Origin of the sequence: Pseudomonas sp. UW4 (genome assembly GCF_000316175.1) — a bacterium.
In the GTDB taxonomy this organism is placed as follows: Bacteria; Pseudomonadota; Gammaproteobacteria; order Pseudomonadales; family Pseudomonadaceae; genus Aquipseudomonas; species Aquipseudomonas laurylsulfatiphila.
Genome location: NC_019670.1, coordinates 6,012,694 through 6,028,487, shown reverse-complemented (window position 1 = coordinate 6,028,487; position 15,794 = coordinate 6,012,694). Strand labels below are relative to the sequence as shown.

At 60.7% G+C, this 15,794-nt stretch carries 20 protein-coding genes and 1 pseudogene; 11 read left to right on the top strand and 10 right to left on the bottom strand.

Annotation, left to right across the window (positions count from 1 at the left end):
* Positions 1-131 precede the first annotated feature (131 nt).
* Complete coding sequence (locus PPUTUW4_RS26880; RefSeq protein ID WP_015097349.1) at positions 132-1,529, bottom strand: NorM family multidrug efflux MATE transporter; 1,398 nt, start codon at positions 1,527-1,529, stop codon at positions 132-134.
* 158 nt (positions 1,530-1,687) lie between these two features.
* Between PPUTUW4_RS26880 and PPUTUW4_RS26875 the strand changes: the two genes are divergently transcribed.
* Positions 1,688-2,608: a LysR substrate-binding domain-containing protein gene (locus PPUTUW4_RS26875; protein ID WP_015097348.1), complete on the top strand. Its 921-nt coding sequence runs from the start codon at positions 1,688-1,690 to the stop codon at positions 2,606-2,608.
* A gap of 82 nt (positions 2,609-2,690) precedes the next feature.
* On the opposite strand, the gene PPUTUW4_RS26870 is transcribed toward PPUTUW4_RS26875, so the two are convergent.
* Positions 2,691-4,184 carry a YifB family Mg chelatase-like AAA ATPase gene (locus PPUTUW4_RS26870; RefSeq protein WP_015097347.1) on the bottom strand — a complete coding sequence of 498 codons (1,494 nt, stop codon included), beginning with the start codon at positions 4,182-4,184 and terminating at the stop codon, positions 2,691-2,693.
* Between the two features lie 271 nt (positions 4,185-4,455).
* Here PPUTUW4_RS26870 and PPUTUW4_RS26865 point away from each other — a divergent pair, with 271 nt between their 5' ends.
* Complete coding sequence (locus PPUTUW4_RS26865; protein WP_007980828.1) at positions 4,456-4,734, top strand: type II toxin-antitoxin system RelE/ParE family toxin; 279 nt, start codon at positions 4,456-4,458, stop codon at positions 4,732-4,734.
* Between the two features lie 8 nt (positions 4,735-4,742).
* Positions 4,743-5,048 (top strand): HigA family addiction module antitoxin, encoded by a 306-nt coding sequence (locus PPUTUW4_RS26860; RefSeq protein WP_007980826.1) that lies wholly within the window; start codon positions 4,743-4,745, stop codon positions 5,046-5,048.
* Positions 5,049-5,098: 50 nt separating this feature from the next.
* Here PPUTUW4_RS26860 and PPUTUW4_RS26855 read toward each other — a convergent pair whose 3' ends face one another.
* Positions 5,099-5,620 carry a Bro-N domain-containing protein gene (locus PPUTUW4_RS26855; RefSeq protein ID WP_015097346.1) on the bottom strand — a complete coding sequence of 174 codons (522 nt, stop codon included), beginning with the start codon at positions 5,618-5,620 and terminating at the stop codon, positions 5,099-5,101.
* A 382-nt stretch (positions 5,621-6,002) separates the two neighbouring features.
* Positions 6,003-6,263, bottom strand: a complete 261-nt coding sequence (locus tag PPUTUW4_RS26850; RefSeq protein WP_007980822.1) for an accessory factor UbiK family protein — start codon at positions 6,261-6,263, stop codon at positions 6,003-6,005.
* Between the two features lie 419 nt (positions 6,264-6,682).
* Between PPUTUW4_RS26850 and glnK the strand changes: the two genes are divergently transcribed.
* The 5 genes and pseudogenes from glnK to PPUTUW4_RS30460 all read left to right on the top strand — a co-directional run.
* On the top strand, positions 6,683-7,021 hold the full coding sequence (gene glnK / locus PPUTUW4_RS26845) for a P-II family nitrogen regulator (RefSeq protein WP_002555808.1): 339 nt from the start codon (positions 6,683-6,685) through the stop codon (positions 7,019-7,021).
* A 35-nt stretch (positions 7,022-7,056) separates the two neighbouring features.
* On the top strand, positions 7,057-8,394 hold the full coding sequence (locus tag PPUTUW4_RS26840; protein WP_015097345.1) for an ammonium transporter: 1,338 nt from the start codon (positions 7,057-7,059) through the stop codon (positions 8,392-8,394).
* Positions 8,395-8,608: 214 nt separating this feature from the next.
* Complete coding sequence (locus tag PPUTUW4_RS26835; RefSeq protein ID WP_015097344.1) at positions 8,609-9,034, top strand: secondary thiamine-phosphate synthase enzyme YjbQ; 426 nt, start codon at positions 8,609-8,611, stop codon at positions 9,032-9,034.
* 101 nt (positions 9,035-9,135) lie between these two features.
* Positions 9,136-9,459 (top strand): transcriptional regulator SutA, encoded by a 324-nt coding sequence (gene sutA / locus PPUTUW4_RS26830; RefSeq protein WP_015097343.1) that lies wholly within the window; start codon positions 9,136-9,138, stop codon positions 9,457-9,459.
* A gap of 89 nt (positions 9,460-9,548) precedes the next feature.
* Positions 9,549-9,641, top strand: a pseudogene (locus PPUTUW4_RS30460) (metal ABC transporter ATP-binding protein); the annotation flags it as partial.
* Positions 9,642-9,646: 5 nt separating this feature from the next.
* Here PPUTUW4_RS30460 and PPUTUW4_RS26825 read toward each other — a convergent pair.
* Genes PPUTUW4_RS26825 through PPUTUW4_RS28550 form a run of 6 tightly spaced genes read right to left on the bottom strand, consistent with a single transcriptional unit; the run spans position 9,647 to position 14,263 of the window.
* Complete coding sequence (locus tag PPUTUW4_RS26825) at positions 9,647-10,354, bottom strand: HAD-IA family hydrolase (RefSeq protein WP_015097342.1); 708 nt, start codon at positions 10,352-10,354, stop codon at positions 9,647-9,649.
* Positions 10,351-11,250 (bottom strand): tyrosine recombinase XerC, encoded by a 900-nt coding sequence (gene xerC, locus PPUTUW4_RS26820; protein ID WP_015097341.1) that lies wholly within the window; start codon positions 11,248-11,250, stop codon positions 10,351-10,353. Before xerC ends, PPUTUW4_RS26825 begins: the two co-directional genes overlap by 4 nt.
* A 2-nt stretch (positions 11,251-11,252) precedes the next feature.
* Positions 11,253-11,978 carry a DUF484 family protein gene (locus PPUTUW4_RS26815; protein WP_015097340.1) on the bottom strand — a complete coding sequence of 242 codons (726 nt, stop codon included), beginning with the start codon at positions 11,976-11,978 and terminating at the stop codon, positions 11,253-11,255.
* A gap of 13 nt (positions 11,979-11,991) precedes the next feature.
* Positions 11,992-12,822 carry a diaminopimelate epimerase gene (gene dapF / locus PPUTUW4_RS26810; protein ID WP_015097339.1) on the bottom strand — a complete coding sequence of 277 codons (831 nt, stop codon included), beginning with the start codon at positions 12,820-12,822 and terminating at the stop codon, positions 11,992-11,994.
* Between the two features lie 4 nt (positions 12,823-12,826).
* Positions 12,827-14,074: a diaminopimelate decarboxylase gene (gene lysA, locus PPUTUW4_RS26805; RefSeq protein WP_015097338.1), complete on the bottom strand. Its 1,248-nt coding sequence runs from the start codon at positions 14,072-14,074 to the stop codon at positions 12,827-12,829.
* A gap of 12 nt (positions 14,075-14,086) precedes the next feature.
* A complete protein-coding gene (locus PPUTUW4_RS28550; protein WP_007980804.1) occupies positions 14,087-14,263 on the bottom strand; it encodes a lipoprotein in 177 nt (58 codons plus the stop codon).
* A gap of 330 nt (positions 14,264-14,593) precedes the next feature.
* Here PPUTUW4_RS28550 and cyaY point away from each other — a divergent pair, with 330 nt between their 5' ends.
* The 3 genes from cyaY (at position 14,594) to rnk (ending at position 15,790) form a co-directional block, all read left to right on the top strand.
* Positions 14,594-14,926, top strand: coding sequence for an iron donor protein CyaY (cyaY, locus tag PPUTUW4_RS26795; RefSeq protein WP_007980802.1), 333 nt, complete (start codon positions 14,594-14,596; stop codon positions 14,924-14,926).
* A 4-nt stretch (positions 14,927-14,930) separates the two neighbouring features.
* Positions 14,931-15,152, top strand: coding sequence for a DUF1289 domain-containing protein (locus tag PPUTUW4_RS26790; RefSeq protein WP_015097337.1), 222 nt, complete (start codon positions 14,931-14,933; stop codon positions 15,150-15,152).
* Positions 15,153-15,379: 227 nt separating this feature from the next.
* Entirely contained in the window at positions 15,380-15,790 is a 411-nt protein-coding gene (gene rnk / locus PPUTUW4_RS26785) for a nucleoside diphosphate kinase regulator (protein ID WP_007980800.1), read from the top strand.
* The last annotated feature ends 4 nt before the right edge of the window (positions 15,791-15,794 follow it).

The window sequence follows — 15,794 nt, the reverse complement described above, 5'->3', positions numbered from 1 at the left end:
GAGTAATTGTTTGCCACGGAACCCTGTAGGAGCGAGCTTGCTCGCGATGGTCGTCAACGATAACGCTGGTTGGCAGGTGCCCCGCGGCGTTCTCGTGTTTATCGCGAGCGGGCTCGCTCCTACAAGGGATCTCAGTCAGGCTGAGCGACTTCGAAGCGCTGCTCTGACGTCGTTTCGCGCTTGATCATCCGCTTCATCTTCCACTCAAACCCTAGCGTCAGACTCACCGCCGCACACGCCAGCCCCAGCGCCAGGCCCCACCAGACACCCGTCGGCCCCCAGTCCAGGTGGAACGCCATCCACCACGCGGCCGGAGCGCCAATCAGCCAATAGCACCCCAGGCCCACCAGGAACGTGGTCTTGGCATCCTTGAGCCCGCGAATGCAGCCCATGGCGATGGTTTGCGTGCCGTCGAACAGCTCGAACCATGCCGCCACCGCCAGCAGGCTCACGGCGAGGTTGATGACATCGCGGAACGCCGGGTCGTTGTGGTCGAGAAACAAACCGACCAACTGATTCGGCAACAGCCAGAAAACCATGGCGAAACACAGCATCGCCGCCGCCCCGAACGCAATGCCGACCCGCCCGGCCAGCCGCGCATCCAGCAGTTGCCCGGCGCCGTAATGCTGACCGATGCGCATGGTGATCGCATAGGAAATCCCCGCCGGCACCATGAACGCCACCGAGACGATTTGCAGGGCGATCTGGTGTGCACCCAGTTGCGTGCTGCCCATGGTGCCCATGCACAGCGCGGCGAAGGCAAACAACCCGACTTCCACTGCGTAGGTGCCGCCAATCGGCAGGCCCAGACGCCAGAGCTCCTTCAGGTACTGGCGGTTCAGCCGCGACAGACCCTGACGCAGCGGATAGGCCTCATAAGCCGGATGCCGGCGAATGTGCCACGCCAGCGCCAGGGCCATCAGGTTGGCGACAATCGCCGTGACCAGCCCGATGCCCATCAGCCCCAGCTTCGGCAGGCCGAACATGCCGGTAATCAGCGCATAGTTGAGCAGGAAGTTGGCCACGGTCCCGCCCAGGCTGATAACCATCACCGGTGTCGCGCGGCCAATGGCGCTGGTGAACCCGCGCAGGGCCATGAAGCTCAGGTAGCCGGGCAGGGCGAACGGCAGGAAGATCAAAAACTGCCCGGCCATCTGGACATTGCTTTCGGTCTGGCCGAACAGCAGCAGCACCGGTTTGAGGTTCCACAGCAGCAAACCGGCGACCAGCGCCATCAGCCATGCCAGCCACAACCCGGCCTGGGTCAGCCGGGTCGCCCCGAGAATGCCGCCGGCCCCCTGACGGATCGCGACCAGAGTGCCGACGGCAGCAATCACGCCGATGCAGAAAATCGACACGAACGAATAGGTCGCCGCGCCGAGTCCGCCACCGGCCAGAGCCTCGGGACTCAGGCGCGCCATCATCAGGGTGTCGGTGAGGACCATCAGCATGTGCGCCAACTGCGAGGCAATCAGCGGCCCCGCCAGCCGCAGGATGGCCCAGAGTTCAGTACGTGCTGGATGCTGCATGGTCATCACGCTCGATTCTGGAAGTGGACAGGAAAGCGTCGATTCTCGGCGCTCTGCGGCGTTTGCACAAAGGGATAAAAAGGATGGGTAGCATGATTCAAACTCATGCAGGATAGTTTCTGCTAGGGTATCCAAAAACCGCTGTAGGAGCTTTCCTGATGTCGCGTCGTCTCCCTCCCTTATATGCCCTGCGCGCATTTGAAGCGGCGGCGCGACACACGTCGTTTACCCGGGCCGCGGAAGAACTGTCGATTACCCAAAGTGCGGTCAGCCGACATATTCGTACGCTCGAAGAACATTTTGCCTGCCGCTTGTTTCATCGCAGTGGCCGCAACCTGCAACTGACCGAGTCGGCCCGTTTGTTGTTGCCGGGTATTCGCGAGGGCTTCACCGCCCTGGAGCGCGCCTGCAATACCTTGCGCGCCGAAGACGACATCCTGCGCATGAAAGCCCCGTCGACCTTGACCATGCGTTGGTTGCTGGCGCGCCTCAGTCGTTTCCGCCATCTGCAACCGGGTAACGAAGTGCAGCTGACCAGTGCGTGGATGGACGTCGACTCCGTGGATTTCAACGACGAGCCGTTCGACTGTGCAGTGCTGTTAAGCAACGGACATTTCCCTCCGGACTGGGAGGCGAGTTACCTGTTCCCCGAGGAGTTGATCCCGGTCGGCGCGCCCAACCTGCGGGGCGATCAGCCCTGGGATGTCGAGCGCCTGAGCAACACCGAGTTGCTGCACCCGACGCCGGACCGCCGCGACTGGCGCAATTGGCTGGAGCGCATGGGCCTGGCCGAGCAGGTGTCGCTCAAGGGTGGGCAGGTGTTTGACACCCTGGAACTGGGCATGATCGCCGCCGCCCGAGGCTATGGCGTGTCCATGGGCGATCTGCTGATGGTCGCGGAGGACGTGGCTCAGGGACGCTTGAGTCTGCCGTGGCCGACAGCGGTTGCCAGCGGCTTGTGTTACTACCTCGTGTGGCCGAAAACCCGTCCCGGCGGCGAACGCATGCGCCGGCTCAGCGACTTTCTGCAAAACGAAGTCCGATCCATGGAATTGCCGGATGTCGTGCACCTGAGCTGAACGATGTCTCCGCTTTCTCCCCTCATCGCCGTTCCCTGTGGGAGCGAGCCTGCTCGCGATGGGGGCGACGCGGTGCCTGCACTCACTGCGTGGCCGGCCGATACTGCAACGCCTCCGCCAAATGCTCACGGCTGATCGCATCAACCTGTTCCAGATCCGCCAGCGTCCGCGCCACCTTGAGCAACCGATGCGCCGAACGCAGTGACAGGGTCAGTCGTTCACAGGCGGATTCCAGCCAGTGCTCGTCGGCTGTGGATAACTCGCAGTGCCGGCGCAGGCCCGGCAGATCGAGAAACGCGTTGGCACAACCCTGGCGCTTCTGCTGGCGCTCACGAGCCTGGGCGACAAGCACCGCAGCACTGGCGCTGTTCTCGTCTGGCTTCACTTTGGGATTCAACGCCGTGGCTTCCCGGGCGACAGTCAGGTGCAGGTCGATGCGATCGAGCAGCGGCCCCGACAGCTTGTTGCGATAACGCTGCACCATGTCCGGCGTGCAGGAGCAGCGCCCGCTTGGCTCGCCAAGATATCCACAGGGGCACGGATTCATCGCCGCCACCAACTGGAAGCGTGCCGGAAAGCGCACGCGATCTTTCGCCCGCGAGATGACGATATGCCCGGACTCCATCGGCTCCCTCAGGACTTCCAATACCCTGCGTTCAAACTCGGGAAGCTCATCAAGAAACAAGACGCCGTGGTGGGCGAGGGTGATTTCACCCGGCTGCGGTTTCGAGCCGCCACCCACTAACGCGGGGCCAGAGGCGGAGTGATGGGGCTGGCGAAAGGGGCGCTGTGGCCAGTGACGCAAGGGCACACAACTGGTGACCGATTGAATCGCCGCCACTTCCAGCGCCTCGCTTTCGGTCAGCGGCGGCAGCAGCCCTGGCAAGCGACTCGCCAGCAAGGTTTTTCCGGTCCCCGGGGGACCACTGAGTAACAGGTTGTGAGCGCCTGCAGCCGCAATCAGCAGCGCGCGCTTGGCCGCAAGCTGCCCTTGTACTTCATTCAGGTCGGGATAAGGTTTGCTGGCGCAGAGCAGTCCATCGGAAGCATAAGGCTCGATCGGTGTATGCCCGTTGAAGTGCGCGACGGCCTCCAGCAAGTGGTCAACAGCAATCACTTTCAGTCCCGACGCCAGGCACGCTTCCTCAGCGTTCGCCCGTGGCACCATCAGCCAGCGCCCGGCCTTGCGCGCCGCCAACGCCGCCGGCAACACCCCTCGAACTGCCCGCACCGCACCTGACAGGGCCAACTCCCCCAAACACTCTACGTCATCCAGTGTCAGCGTCGGCACTTGCACGCTGGCCGAAAGAATCCCCAGGGCAATCGCCAGATCGAAGCGCCCGCCATCCTTGGGCAAATCCGCCGGTGCCAGATTCAGCGTGATCCGCCGCGCCGGAAATTGCAGCCCCGAATTGATGATCGCACTGCGCACCCGGTCCTTGCTTTCCTTCACCGCCGCCTCGGGCAGGCCGACCATGGTCAGGGATGGCAGGCCGTTGGCCAGATGAACTTCTACGGTGACGGCAGGCGCCTCCACGCCGACCTGGGCGCGGCTGTGGACGATGGAGAGGGACATGGTCGTTCCTTGAGTTGAAGAGCACCGCTTCCTGCGGGTTTGTGAAGGGTAGTTGTGTGTTGGCGTTTTCGCGTGACGGCAGGGGGAGGGAAACTATCGCAGGATATTGCCTGCGCTGGAGTGCGGTTTGATCAATGAAGGCTTCGTGGAGTCGAGCAGGTAGTCCTTTTCCTAAAATGTTGAAAGGTCACTGAGAGTCACTCCCTCTTGGTTGCATTTGGCGAGTCAGCTTATACACTCAAGATTAATGCATAACGTTAAGCTTTAAATTATGATCGTTAGCTTTAAGTGTTCTGAGACCGAGTACCTGTTTCGCAACGGTAAGACCCGTATGTGGTCAGCCATTCTGAGCGTCGTGGAACGAAAGCTGACGATGCTTGATGCTGCTGCCGTGTTGATAGACCTTCGATCCCCGCCGGGTAATCGCCTGGAGGCGCTGGAGGGGAATCGAAAAGGTCAGTACAGCATCCGTATCAACGCTCAATGGCGTATTTGCTTCATTTGGGGTCCTAACGGACCAGAGAATGTCGAAATCGTCGATTATCACTGAGGTGAGTAATGACTAAGAATGGTATGCGCCCGGTTCACCCTGGCGAGATCCTCAAAGAGGAATACCTTGAGCCTCTGAGCCTTACGGCTGCCGCTCTGGCAAGAGCATTGAATGTGTCGACACCTACGGTGAACGACATCGTGCTCCAGCGTCGGGGTGTCAGTGCTGATATGGCTCTAAGGTTATCTATTTGTCTGGACACTACCCCGGAATTTTGGCTGAACCTGCAATCAACTTACGATTTGCGTAAAGCCGAGATTGAACGAGGGGCTGCGATTCGGGATCAGGTTGAGCGGCTTGCACACTGTGCCTGATTGTTGTCTTGGATTTTCTGAACCCCACGCCAAAAGCGTGGGGTTTTTATTCAAAGTGCGTGAAGAATCTTCGCGGCTCTTTTCCACCAAGGCGCACTGAAAGCAGGCCTTGAAGTCTCCTGATCAGGCAGCATCTGCGGCACATCCTGCAACCGAATCCACGGCTGGTTATTCCAGTGCAGCAAGCTCAACGACATTTCCGGCCAGTTGAGCAGGCTCAGTTGTGGGCGTTCGGTTGTGGTGGGGTGTTGGGCGTCTCGCAGGGCAGGGACGACTTCGTGGGTGAGCCATTCACGCAAGGCTCGGTATTCGGGGCAGTAGTGGTAGACGAGCATGGCGTAGACACCGGATTCGCTGATCAGCAGGGTGTTTTCGATGCGGCCGTAGATGAGGGTTTGGGTGGTTTGGTATTGGTCGGGATCGAGTTTTTGGACTTGGCGGTCGTTGAGGTGGATGCGTAGTAATCGGCCGAGGTCGCGGGCGCAGAACCAGGGTTGGTTTTGCAGGAGTAGGGCGTGGAGGTGGAGTTTGTGGCGGGTGAAGATGTGGGGGATTAGGTAGTTATCGTCCATAGAGCAGTATCCAAGTTCGCTTGATAGATAACTGCCATTTATCGTCGCCAAACAATAAGGGTGGCAGCTGCATGCGGGTTGGCGAACCGGCCAAGCGAATACCGGCAGACCCTAAGGTCTCCCACACACAGCCGCCATAATTCAAATCGGGAGAGAACACCCGATATTGGATGATTGCAGTGCATTGCTTGGTTCCAGGTCGCCAAACCCAGTGCTGAATGTTCAGCCGGGATGAGCTTAGGAACCGGGGCTTAGCGACGCAATCGGACGGCGGTGTGATGTTTGTAGGACGTTGCCGGGATTTTTGCGGGGCTTGGGATCAAAAGATCGCAGCCTTCGGCAGCTCCTACAGGGGGCTGTGTTTCAAAGCGGGATTGATGGGTTACTCGGTTGGCGGATTGAGCTTCGCTTCCATCTCCGCGACCTTCGTTTCAAGAGCCTCCAGCCGCGCCCGCGTGCGCGCCAGTACAACCATCTGGCTATCGAACTCTTCCCGACTCACCAGATCCAGCTTGCTGAAGCCGCTCTGCAGCAACATTTTGAACTGGCTTTCGATTTCGGCTTTCGGCAGCGGCGTGTCACCGCTGAAGAGGCGGGAGGCGGTGCCGGTCAGGGCGTCGAGGAAGTCTTTTGGCGCGAGCATGGGCAATGTCCTGGAAACAATGACGGGCAGTGTATCACGCAGTGTCTATAGTCATTTGCGCGGGCAAAGGGTGCACGGTTTTCGCGCATCGGGATGGACGGCGTCGCACCGTTGTTGTGCGTAACGTGCCGGGTGTTGTCGCGAAGTATCCGCCATCCACCGGTAAAGGCTTGAAAACAGTCAGTTTTGTGGAGATGGCAAGCTTTCTGCTTAGATGCTGGTGACCCATGCACTGATGCAGTCGCTGTGACGAATGCAGTGCGCCAGGCGAATCACGGGGAGTGCTTCGCAAGGAGCGGTTAGCTGGCGTCGGACGGGCAGGTAAGGCCGACGATGCGTTACAAAGCCAGGCACTGCGCTTAGACTTGAGACGGGTTTGTTTTCCTGGGGCAAGTCCACCAATTCGGGAGAGAGTTTTCATGAAGCTAGTCACTGCCATCATCAAGCCGTTCAAACTGGACGACGTACGCGAGTCGCTGTCCGAGATCGGCGTGCAGGGCATTACCGTCACTGAAGTCAAAGGCTTTGGTCGGCAGAAGGGTCACACCGAGCTGTATCGCGGCGCGGAATACGTGGTCGATTTCCTGCCCAAGGTGAAGATCGATGTCGCCATCGACGACAAGGATCTGGACCGGGTAATCGAGGCCATCACCAAGGCTGCCAACACCGGCAAGATCGGTGACGGCAAGATCTTCGTGGTCAATCTGGAACAGGCGATTCGCATCCGTACCGGCGAAACCGATACCGACGCTATCTAAGCCGCCACAAACCCAACGCCCCAGGAGAAAACAATATGACTCTGCGTAAATTCGCAGGGCTAGGAGCCCTGTTGTCCATCGTAATGCCCAGCCTTGCTTTGGCGGCAGACGAAGTGGCGGCCCCGGTCCTCAACTCTGGCGACACTGCCTGGATGTTGACCTCTACAGCCTTGGTGCTGTTCATGACCATTCCCGGCCTCGCGCTGTTCTACGGCGGCATGGTGCGGTCGAAAAACATTCTTTCCGTGATGATGCAGTGCTTCGCCATTACCGGTCTGATCAGCGTCCTGTGGGTCATTTATGGCTACAGCATCGCGTTCGACACCACCGGCATGGAGCAGGGCGTCGTCAACTTCAACTCGTTCTTCGGTGGCATGGGCAAGGCATTCCTTGCCGGTGTCACGCCATCCAGTCTGACCGGTCCTGCGGCGCTGTTCCCTGAAGCGGTGTTCATCACCTTCCAGATGACCTTCGCCATCATCACGCCGGCGCTGATCGTCGGTGCCTTCGCCGAGCGGATGAAGTTCTCCGCGATGCTCGTGTTCATGGGCATCTGGTTCACCCTGGTTTACGCGCCGATTGCGCACATGGTCTGGTCCGGTAACGGCGGCCTGATGTGGGACTGGGGCGTTCTGGACTTCGCCGGCGGCACCGTGGTGCACATCAACGCCGGTGTGGCCGGTCTGGTTGCCTGCCTGGTGCTGGGCAAGCGCAAAGGCTTCCCGACCACGCCGATGGCACCGCACAACCTCGGTTATACCCTGATGGGCGCGGCCATGCTGTGGGTCGGCTGGTTCGGTTTCAACGCCGGTTCCGCCGCTGCGGCCAACGGTACCGCCGGTATGGCGATGCTGGTGACGCAAATCGCGACTGCCGCTGCTGCGCTGGGCTGGATGTTTGCCGAGTGGGTCACCCATGGCAAACCTAGCGCACTGGGCATCGCTTCGGGCGTGGTTGCTGGCCTGGTGGCAATTACCCCGGCTGCCGGCACCGTTGGCCCGATGGGCGCGCTGGTCATCGGTCTGGCGGCTGGCGTGGTGTGCTTCTTCTGCGCGACCACCCTGAAACGCAAACTCGGCTATGACGATTCCCTGGACGCCTTCGGCGTACACGGGATCGGCGGTATCCTCGGCGCAATCCTGACCGGTGTGTTCGCCGCGCCGTCCCTGGGTGGCTTCGGCACCGTGACCGACATTGCCGCACAAGTGTGGATTCAGTGCAAAGGCGTAGGTTTCACGGTGATCTACACCGCGATCGCCACGTACATCATCCTCAAGGTGCTGGATGCGGTCATGGGTCTGCGCATCAATGAAGAAGAAGAGGCGGTCGGCATCGATCTGGCGCTTCACAACGAACGCGGCTACAACTTGTAAGCACGCGCATAAAAAACTTGCCCGGCTTGCCGGGCATTTTTTTGTCTGTAATTTGTCATTGAAGGGTGAGCTGAAAGGTTTTTTCCTACAGGTTTCAGGATGTTTACGTCGGGTGTTTTTGTGCGGTCGAAGGCTTACATGATTGCAGGAATATTAGGGCCTTTGTTTTTTCCCAGAGCGCGCTAGAATGCGCCCCGAACGTGCGGAGAACTGTATGTGGCAACAGACTCTGATTACCTTGCGGGCGAGGCCCCGGGGCTTTCACCTGGTAACGGACGAGTTACTCGCCGGCCTGCCTGAACTCAAGGCGTGTCGGGTCGGTCTGTTGCATTTGTGGCTGCAGCATACCTCGGCGTCGTTGACCATCAACGAGAACGCCGATCCGGCGGTACGTCGCGACTTCGAACGGTTTTTCAATCGTCTGATCCCACAAGGAGCAGACGGCTATGAGCATAACGACGAAGGCCAGGACGACCTCCCGGCGCACTTCAAGGCCAGCGTGCTTGGCTGTCAGCTCTGTTTGCCGATTTCGGCAGGCCGGCTGGCGTTGGGAACCTGGCAAGGCGTTTACCTGGGCGAGCACCGCGATCATGGCGGTGCCCGTAAAGTCCTCGCCACCGTGCACGGTGAAGAGGCATAACCGCTGGTCAGCAGCGGTTGTTGATTTTTTTCCGGCAGCCTTCGACAGGGGGCAAAGCTGGGCTATAACTAATCTGCTTTTCGCAAGTCATGAGGTAGAACATGAGCGACGATGATCTGGAAAACGACGACCTCGAAGTAGGCGACGAAGACGAGGCTGAAGAAGGCTTGGAAGCGGCAGCGGAAGACGTTGCTGACGACGACGGCGGTGATGCGCCGGTTCCGGCCGCCAAAGGCAAGGCCAAGGCAGCGGTATCGGTCGATGAGCTGCCGAGTGTCGAAGCCAAGAACAAGGAACGCGACGCCCTGGCCAAGGCCATGGAAGAGTTCCTGGCCCGTGGTGGCAAGGTGCAGGAAGTGGAGGCCAATGTGGTCGCCGATCCTCCCAAGAAGCCGGATAACAAGTACGGCAGCCGGCCTATCTGAGGCCTGCTACCCGCTTGCTGAAAAAGCCCGCCGTCGCTGCGGGCTTTTTCATGCCTGGAACAAAATTTTCTGGTTGAACACAATTTACTGTGGGAGCGGGCTTGCTCGCGAAGGCGTCCTGTCAGCCAACATCAATGTCGACTGGTACACCGCATTCGCGAGCAAGCCCGCTCCCACAGGTTTTGTGTCAGGCCGAAGGCGAATTCCACCGCGCCAACAACGCCGGCAATTCGGTCAGGCTGCAAATTTCGGCATCCGGCAACCGTTCCGCTTCCCAGATCTTGCCTGCCGGGTTGAACCAGATCGCCCGCATCCCCGCTTGTTGCGCACCGGCAATGTCATCGCCCGGATGATCGCCAATATGCACCGCCGTATCAGCCGTCGCGCCGCCGCGTTGCAAGGCTTCATGGAACAGCCGCGCATCCGGTTTGGCGATGCCGATGTCTTCGGCGCACAACGCAAACTTGAAGTAGTCCGCCAGCCCCAGCCGACGCACATCGGCGTTGCCATTGGTGACCACGCCGAGGGCGTAATGGTTGGCCAGCAACTCCAGGGTCGGTTGCACCTCCGGAAATATTTCCAGCTGATGCCGGGCGTGCAGAAACACTTCGAAACTCTGATCGGCCAGGTCCGACGCTTCAGCATGGGGATATCCGGCTTCTTCCAGGGCCTGGAACAACACGCGCCGGCGCAAGGCGCTGATGCGGTGCTTGAGGTTCGGCTCGATGCTCAGGATGCGTTCGCGTATCGTCCACAAATGCTCCACCGGCACCGCCCCCAGGTTGGGCGCATGTTCGGTCAGCCATGCACGCAATATGGCTTCGGCGCTGACGATGACGGGGGCGGTGTCCCACAGGGTGTCGTCGAGGTCGAAGGTGATCAACTGAATGCTCATGAATCGTCGCCCTTAATGCGTTTGGCCCTTGGGTGGGCGCTGTCGTAGACCGTGGCCAGGTGCTGGAAGTCCAGGTGGGTGTAGATCTGCGTGGTCTTGATGTCCGAGTGCCCGAGCAGTTCCTGCACCGCGCGCAGGTCCTGGGAGGATTCCAGCAGATGGCTGGCGAAGGAGTGCCGCAGCATGTGCGGATGCAGGTTCTGTCCCAGCTCGCGCTCGCCGGCAGCCTTGACCCGCACCTGGATCGCCCGAGGGCCGAGACGTCGCCCCTGTTGGCTGACGAACACCGCATCGTCCGCCGGGTTGGCCATGGCCCGCAGTGGCAGCCACTGCTCCAGCGCTTCGCGGGCTTTTTTTCCTACCGGCAGCAGGCGGGTCTTGCTGCCTTTGCCGAGCACCTGGACCATGCCGTCGGCGAGATCGAGTTGATCGAGATTGAGTCCTGTCAGCTCCGACAGCCGCAGCCCGGAAGAGTAGAACAACTCCAGAATCGCCTGGTCCCGACGTGCCAGAAAGTCATCCTCCACGCCACCTTCCAGCAGTTGCAGGGCGCGGTCGGTGTCGAGGGTTTTCGGCAGGCGGCGTTCACCTTTCGGTGGCGCCAGGCCGTTGGCCGGATCGTGGTCGCACAGGCCTTCGCGATTGAGGTAGTGATAGAGCCCGCGAACGGCCGACAGTAATCGCGCCAGGCTGCGGGATGATTGCCCTTGGGCGTGCAGGCGGGCAATCAGGCTGCGCAGGCGCTGGATGTCCAGTGCCGCCCAACTGCCGATGTTCTGTTTGACGCACCAGCCCAGCACTTTATCGAGGTCGCGGCGGTAGGCCGACAGCGTATGCGGCGACACCTGCCGCTCACTGCGCAGGTGTTCGCAGTAAGCGTCCAGTTGTCGTTCCATGTTCAGCGTACCGAGCGCAGGGAATTGTTGACCCGCGGCAGCACGCGACCCATGACTTCAGCGATGTAGCTCAGGAACAAGGTCCCCACCGAACTTTTGTAGTGCTGCGGATCACGGCTGGCGATGGCCAGGATGCCGTGGATGCCCTGGTGGCTGATGGCGACGACCGCGGTGGAGCCGATCTGCTTGCGTTGCTCTTCGCCGAACAGGAAGTCCAGTTCATGCTCGCGCAGGCTGCCGCTGACGCTTTTGTCTTCCGAGAGCAAACCGCCGATGGCCACTTGAGCTTCGGCGTGAGTGACCCAGCGGCCCACCGGCATGGCGTTGTCGCCGAGCAGGATGAGGCTGACGAAGGGCACCTGGAATTCCTGGCGCAGGCTGTCTTCGACGCACATCACCACGTCTTCCAGGCTGGCGGCGTCCATCAGCGCGAGGATCAGGCGACGGGTCTTTTCGAACAACCGGTCGTTGTCCCGGGCCACGTCCATCAAATGCGACAGGCGATGACGCAGTTCAATGTTGCGGTCGCGCAGGATGGTCATCTGACGCTCCACCAGCGACACGGTATCGCCGCGTCGATGGGGAATACGCAGGGACGGGAGCAGCTCTTCGTGCTCGACGAAGAAGTCCGGATGAGCCTCCAGGTACGCGGCAACAGCCGCCGCCTCCAGGCTTTCGGACGGTGATTCGTCAGCTTGTCGTGCGGGTACCTGAGGCTTGTCGGTCATAGGTTTCGCTCACTCAAAGACGCACTTGTCCTTCGTATACGCGCACTGCCGGTCCGGTCATCATCACCGGCTGGCCAGGGCCCGCCCATTCGATGGACAAGCGCCCGCCAGGCAGGTCGATCAATAGCGGCGAATCCATCCACCCCTGGCTGATCGCGGCCACTGCGGCGGCACAGGCGCCGGTTCCGCAAGCCTGGGTTTCCCCGGCTCCACGCTCCCAGACGCGCAGCTGCGCGCGGCTCCGGTCGATGACCTGGAGAAAGCCGACATTGACCCGTGCCGGGAAGCGCGGGTGATGTTCGATTTTCGGTCCCAGTTCATGCACCGGCGCATTGTTGATATCGCTGACCCGCACCACGGCATGGGGGTTGCCCATGGACACGGCGGCCAGATCGACCGGGGTGCCGTCGACGTCGACCTGATAACTCTTGGCCTGCTCCGGTGCCTGGAACGGAATATCCGCCGGCACCAGGCGCGGGGCGCCCATGTTCACGCTGATCTGGCCGTCGTTACGCACGTCCAGTTCTATAATGCCGCTTTTGGTCTCGACCCGAATCAGCCGCTTTGCGGTCAGGCGCTTGTCGAGCACGAAACGGGCGAAGCAGCGTGCACCGTTGCCGCACTGTTCCACTTCGGAACCGTCGGAGTTGAAGATCCGGTAGCGGAAATCCACATCCGGATTGCTCGGTGCCTCGACGATCAGCAACTGGTCGAAACCGATGCCGGTGTGCCGGTCGCCCCATTGCTTGGCATGCTTGGGCAGGATGTGCGCGTGCTGGCTGACCAGGTCGAGGACCATGAAGTCATTGCCCAGGCCGTGCATCTTGGTAAAACGCAGCAGCATGGTTTTACTCCGGCAGCAGGCTTTCGCCAGCAAACAACTCGGCTACCGTTTCACGGCGACGCACTTCAAATGCCTGATCACCGTCCACCAACACTTCAGCGGTACGGCCGCGGGTGTTGTAGTTGGAACTCATGACAAACCCGTAGGCACCGGCCGAATGCACGGCCAGCAGGTCGCCTTCTTCCAGGGCCAGCTGACGATCCTTGGCCAGGAAGTCGCCGGTCTCGCAGATCGGGCCGACGATGTCGTAGGCGCGGGCCGCGGATTGACGCGGGCGCACGGCCGTGACGTCCATCCAGGCCTGGTACAGCGCCGGGCGGATCAGGTCGTTCATGGCGGCGTCGACGATGGCGAAGTCTTTATGCTCGGTGTGCTTGAGGTATTCGACCTGGGTCAGCAATACACCGGCGTTGGCGACGATGAAGCGGCCCGGCTCGAACACCAGCGCCAGGTCGCGACCATCGAGGCGTTCACGCACGGCCTTGATGTAGTCGCCGGCCAGTGGCGGCTCCTCGTCCTTGTATCGCACGCCCAGGCCACCACCGAGATCGATGTGGCGCAGGTAGATGCCGCAATCGCCAAGGCGGTCGACCAGGCCCAGCAGGCGGTCGAGAGCGTCGATGAACGGCGGCAGGGTGGTCAGTTGCGAGCCGATGTGGCAATCGACGCCGACCACTTCCAGGTTCGGCAGTTGCGCGGCACGCACGTACACGTCTTCGGCGTCGGCGATGGCGATGCCGAACTTGTTCTCTTTCAGACCGGTGGAAATGTACGGGTGGGTGCCGGCATCGACGTCCGGGTTGACGCGCAACGAAATCGGCGCGCGAACGCCCAGTTCGGCAGCGACCACTTGCAGGCGTTCGAGCTCGTCGGTGGATTCGACGTTGAAGCAGTGCACGCCGACTTCCAGGGCGCGACGCATGTCGTCACGGGTCTTGCCGACGCCGGAAAACACGATCTTGTCGGCGCTGCCGCCAGCGGCCAGGACACGTTCCAGTTCACCACGGGAGACGATGTCGAAACCGGCGCCCAGGCGCGCCAGGACATTCAGGACGCCCAGGTTGGAGTTGGCCTTGACTGCGAAGCACACCAGGTGCGGCGTGCCAGTCAGTGCATCGGCATAAGCCAGGTACTGGGCTTCGATGTGTGCGCGCGAGTAAACGTAGGTCGGTGTTCCAAAGCGCTCGGCGATGGCAGACAGGGCAACACCTTCCGCGAACAGTTCACCGTCACGGTAGTTAAAAGCGTCCATGAGGTTCCCTTATTATTGGTAGACGTCGTGCTTGTGTGCTTTGGAGGCAGGCTGCTGCTGCGACGACTTGGCTTGCTCGACAGGGTCCTGGTCTTCATCGGGCAGGTACAGCGGGCCTTTTTGACCGCAGGCCGACACAAGGCAGGCAACCGCGAGGAGCGCAGCAAGGGAAGAGATCAGGCGCTTCATGGCGAAATCCTTGAAAATGCATTAATTGCGCCGGAGTATACCGGCCACCCGGCAGCTTGCCTATGCAACGGACCGCCCGTCCGGCGGGGGTTGGGCCGATGTCCGTAACATAAGTGCAATCCATTGTGGGAGCGGGCTTGCTCGCGAAAGCGCTGCATCAGTCAATGCGGATGTCGACTGACACACCGCATTCGCGAGCAAGCCCGCTCCCACAGGTACAGCACTTGACCTATTGATATCGGCCCGCGGTCGTTATTCTTTGCATTCAACAGGGCTCGGTCGTATCTTGCGGCGCTTGAGCCTGATCAGACACTTTTTGAGGTTGCCGTAATGAGTTTGTCCGAAGCGCGTTTCCACGACCTGGTCGATGCCACCCAGCAAACCCTGGAGGACATCTTTGACGACAGCGACCTGGATATCGACCTCGAAAGCTCGGCCGGTGTGCTGACCGTCAAGTTCGAGAACGGCAGTCAGTTGATCTTCAGTCGCCAGGAGCCGCTGCGTCAGCTGTGGCTGGCGGCGGTGTCCGGTGGTTTCCACTTCGACTACGACGAAGAAAGCGAGCGCTGGATGTGTGACAAGAGCGAAGAGCAGTTGGGTGAAATGCTTGAGCGTATCGTCCAGCAGCAGGCCGGTGTCGAGCTCGATTTCGAAGGCCTGTGAGATCGTGACCCAGCCTGCGTCTGTCCGCCCACCGAAGCCGCTCTACAGCAATGTCAGCCCGGCGGTGCCATCGCCGTGCAGCGGTGTGTGTCGACTGGACGAGCAGAAAGTCTGCCTGGGCTGTTTCCGCCATGTCGAAGACATCCGCGAATGGCGCTCGGCGGACGATGATCGCCGCCGTGTCATTTGCGCCCAGGCCTCTGAGCGCAAAGCCACCGCCCTGTAGGAACTGCCGAAGGCTGCGATCTTTTGGCCGCTCTGAAGATTGCCGAAGAGCAAGATCAAAAGATCGCAGCCTGCGGCAGCTCCTACGCCGCCGGGTGGCGGCTTGTATATTTTTTGAGCTGTGATAGTGTCCGGTAACGCCTCAACCCACCGAGGCTTGTGAAAACCCCGCCTTTTTCTGGCGGGGTTTTGCTTTTTTCGTGCAGAAGAAAGGAGTCTGCCCAAATCATGACCGCACCTTCCATCACCCTTACCCGTCTGGACGTCCAGCGTCTGGAGCGCCTGATCGACAGCCTGGACGACACGCTGCCGGGCGTTATTGCGCTGCAAACCGAACTGGATCGCGCCGATACCGTGGTCGGCCACGATGAAGTGCCGGCGGATGTCGTGACCATGAATTCCCGTGTGCATTGCCGGGAAGAAGGCAGTGGCAAGGATTACCACCTGACCCTGGTGTACCCCAAGGATGCGAATGCCGACGAAGGCAAGGTCTCGATCCTGGCGCCGGTGGGCAGTGCGCTGCTCGGCCTGAAGGTTGGCCAGCATATCGATTGGCCGGCTCCGGGCGGCAAGACCCTGAAGCTGACGCTGCTGGAAGTCGAATCGCAGCCGGCCAATGGCGGCGCGTTCCCGGAGTGACATC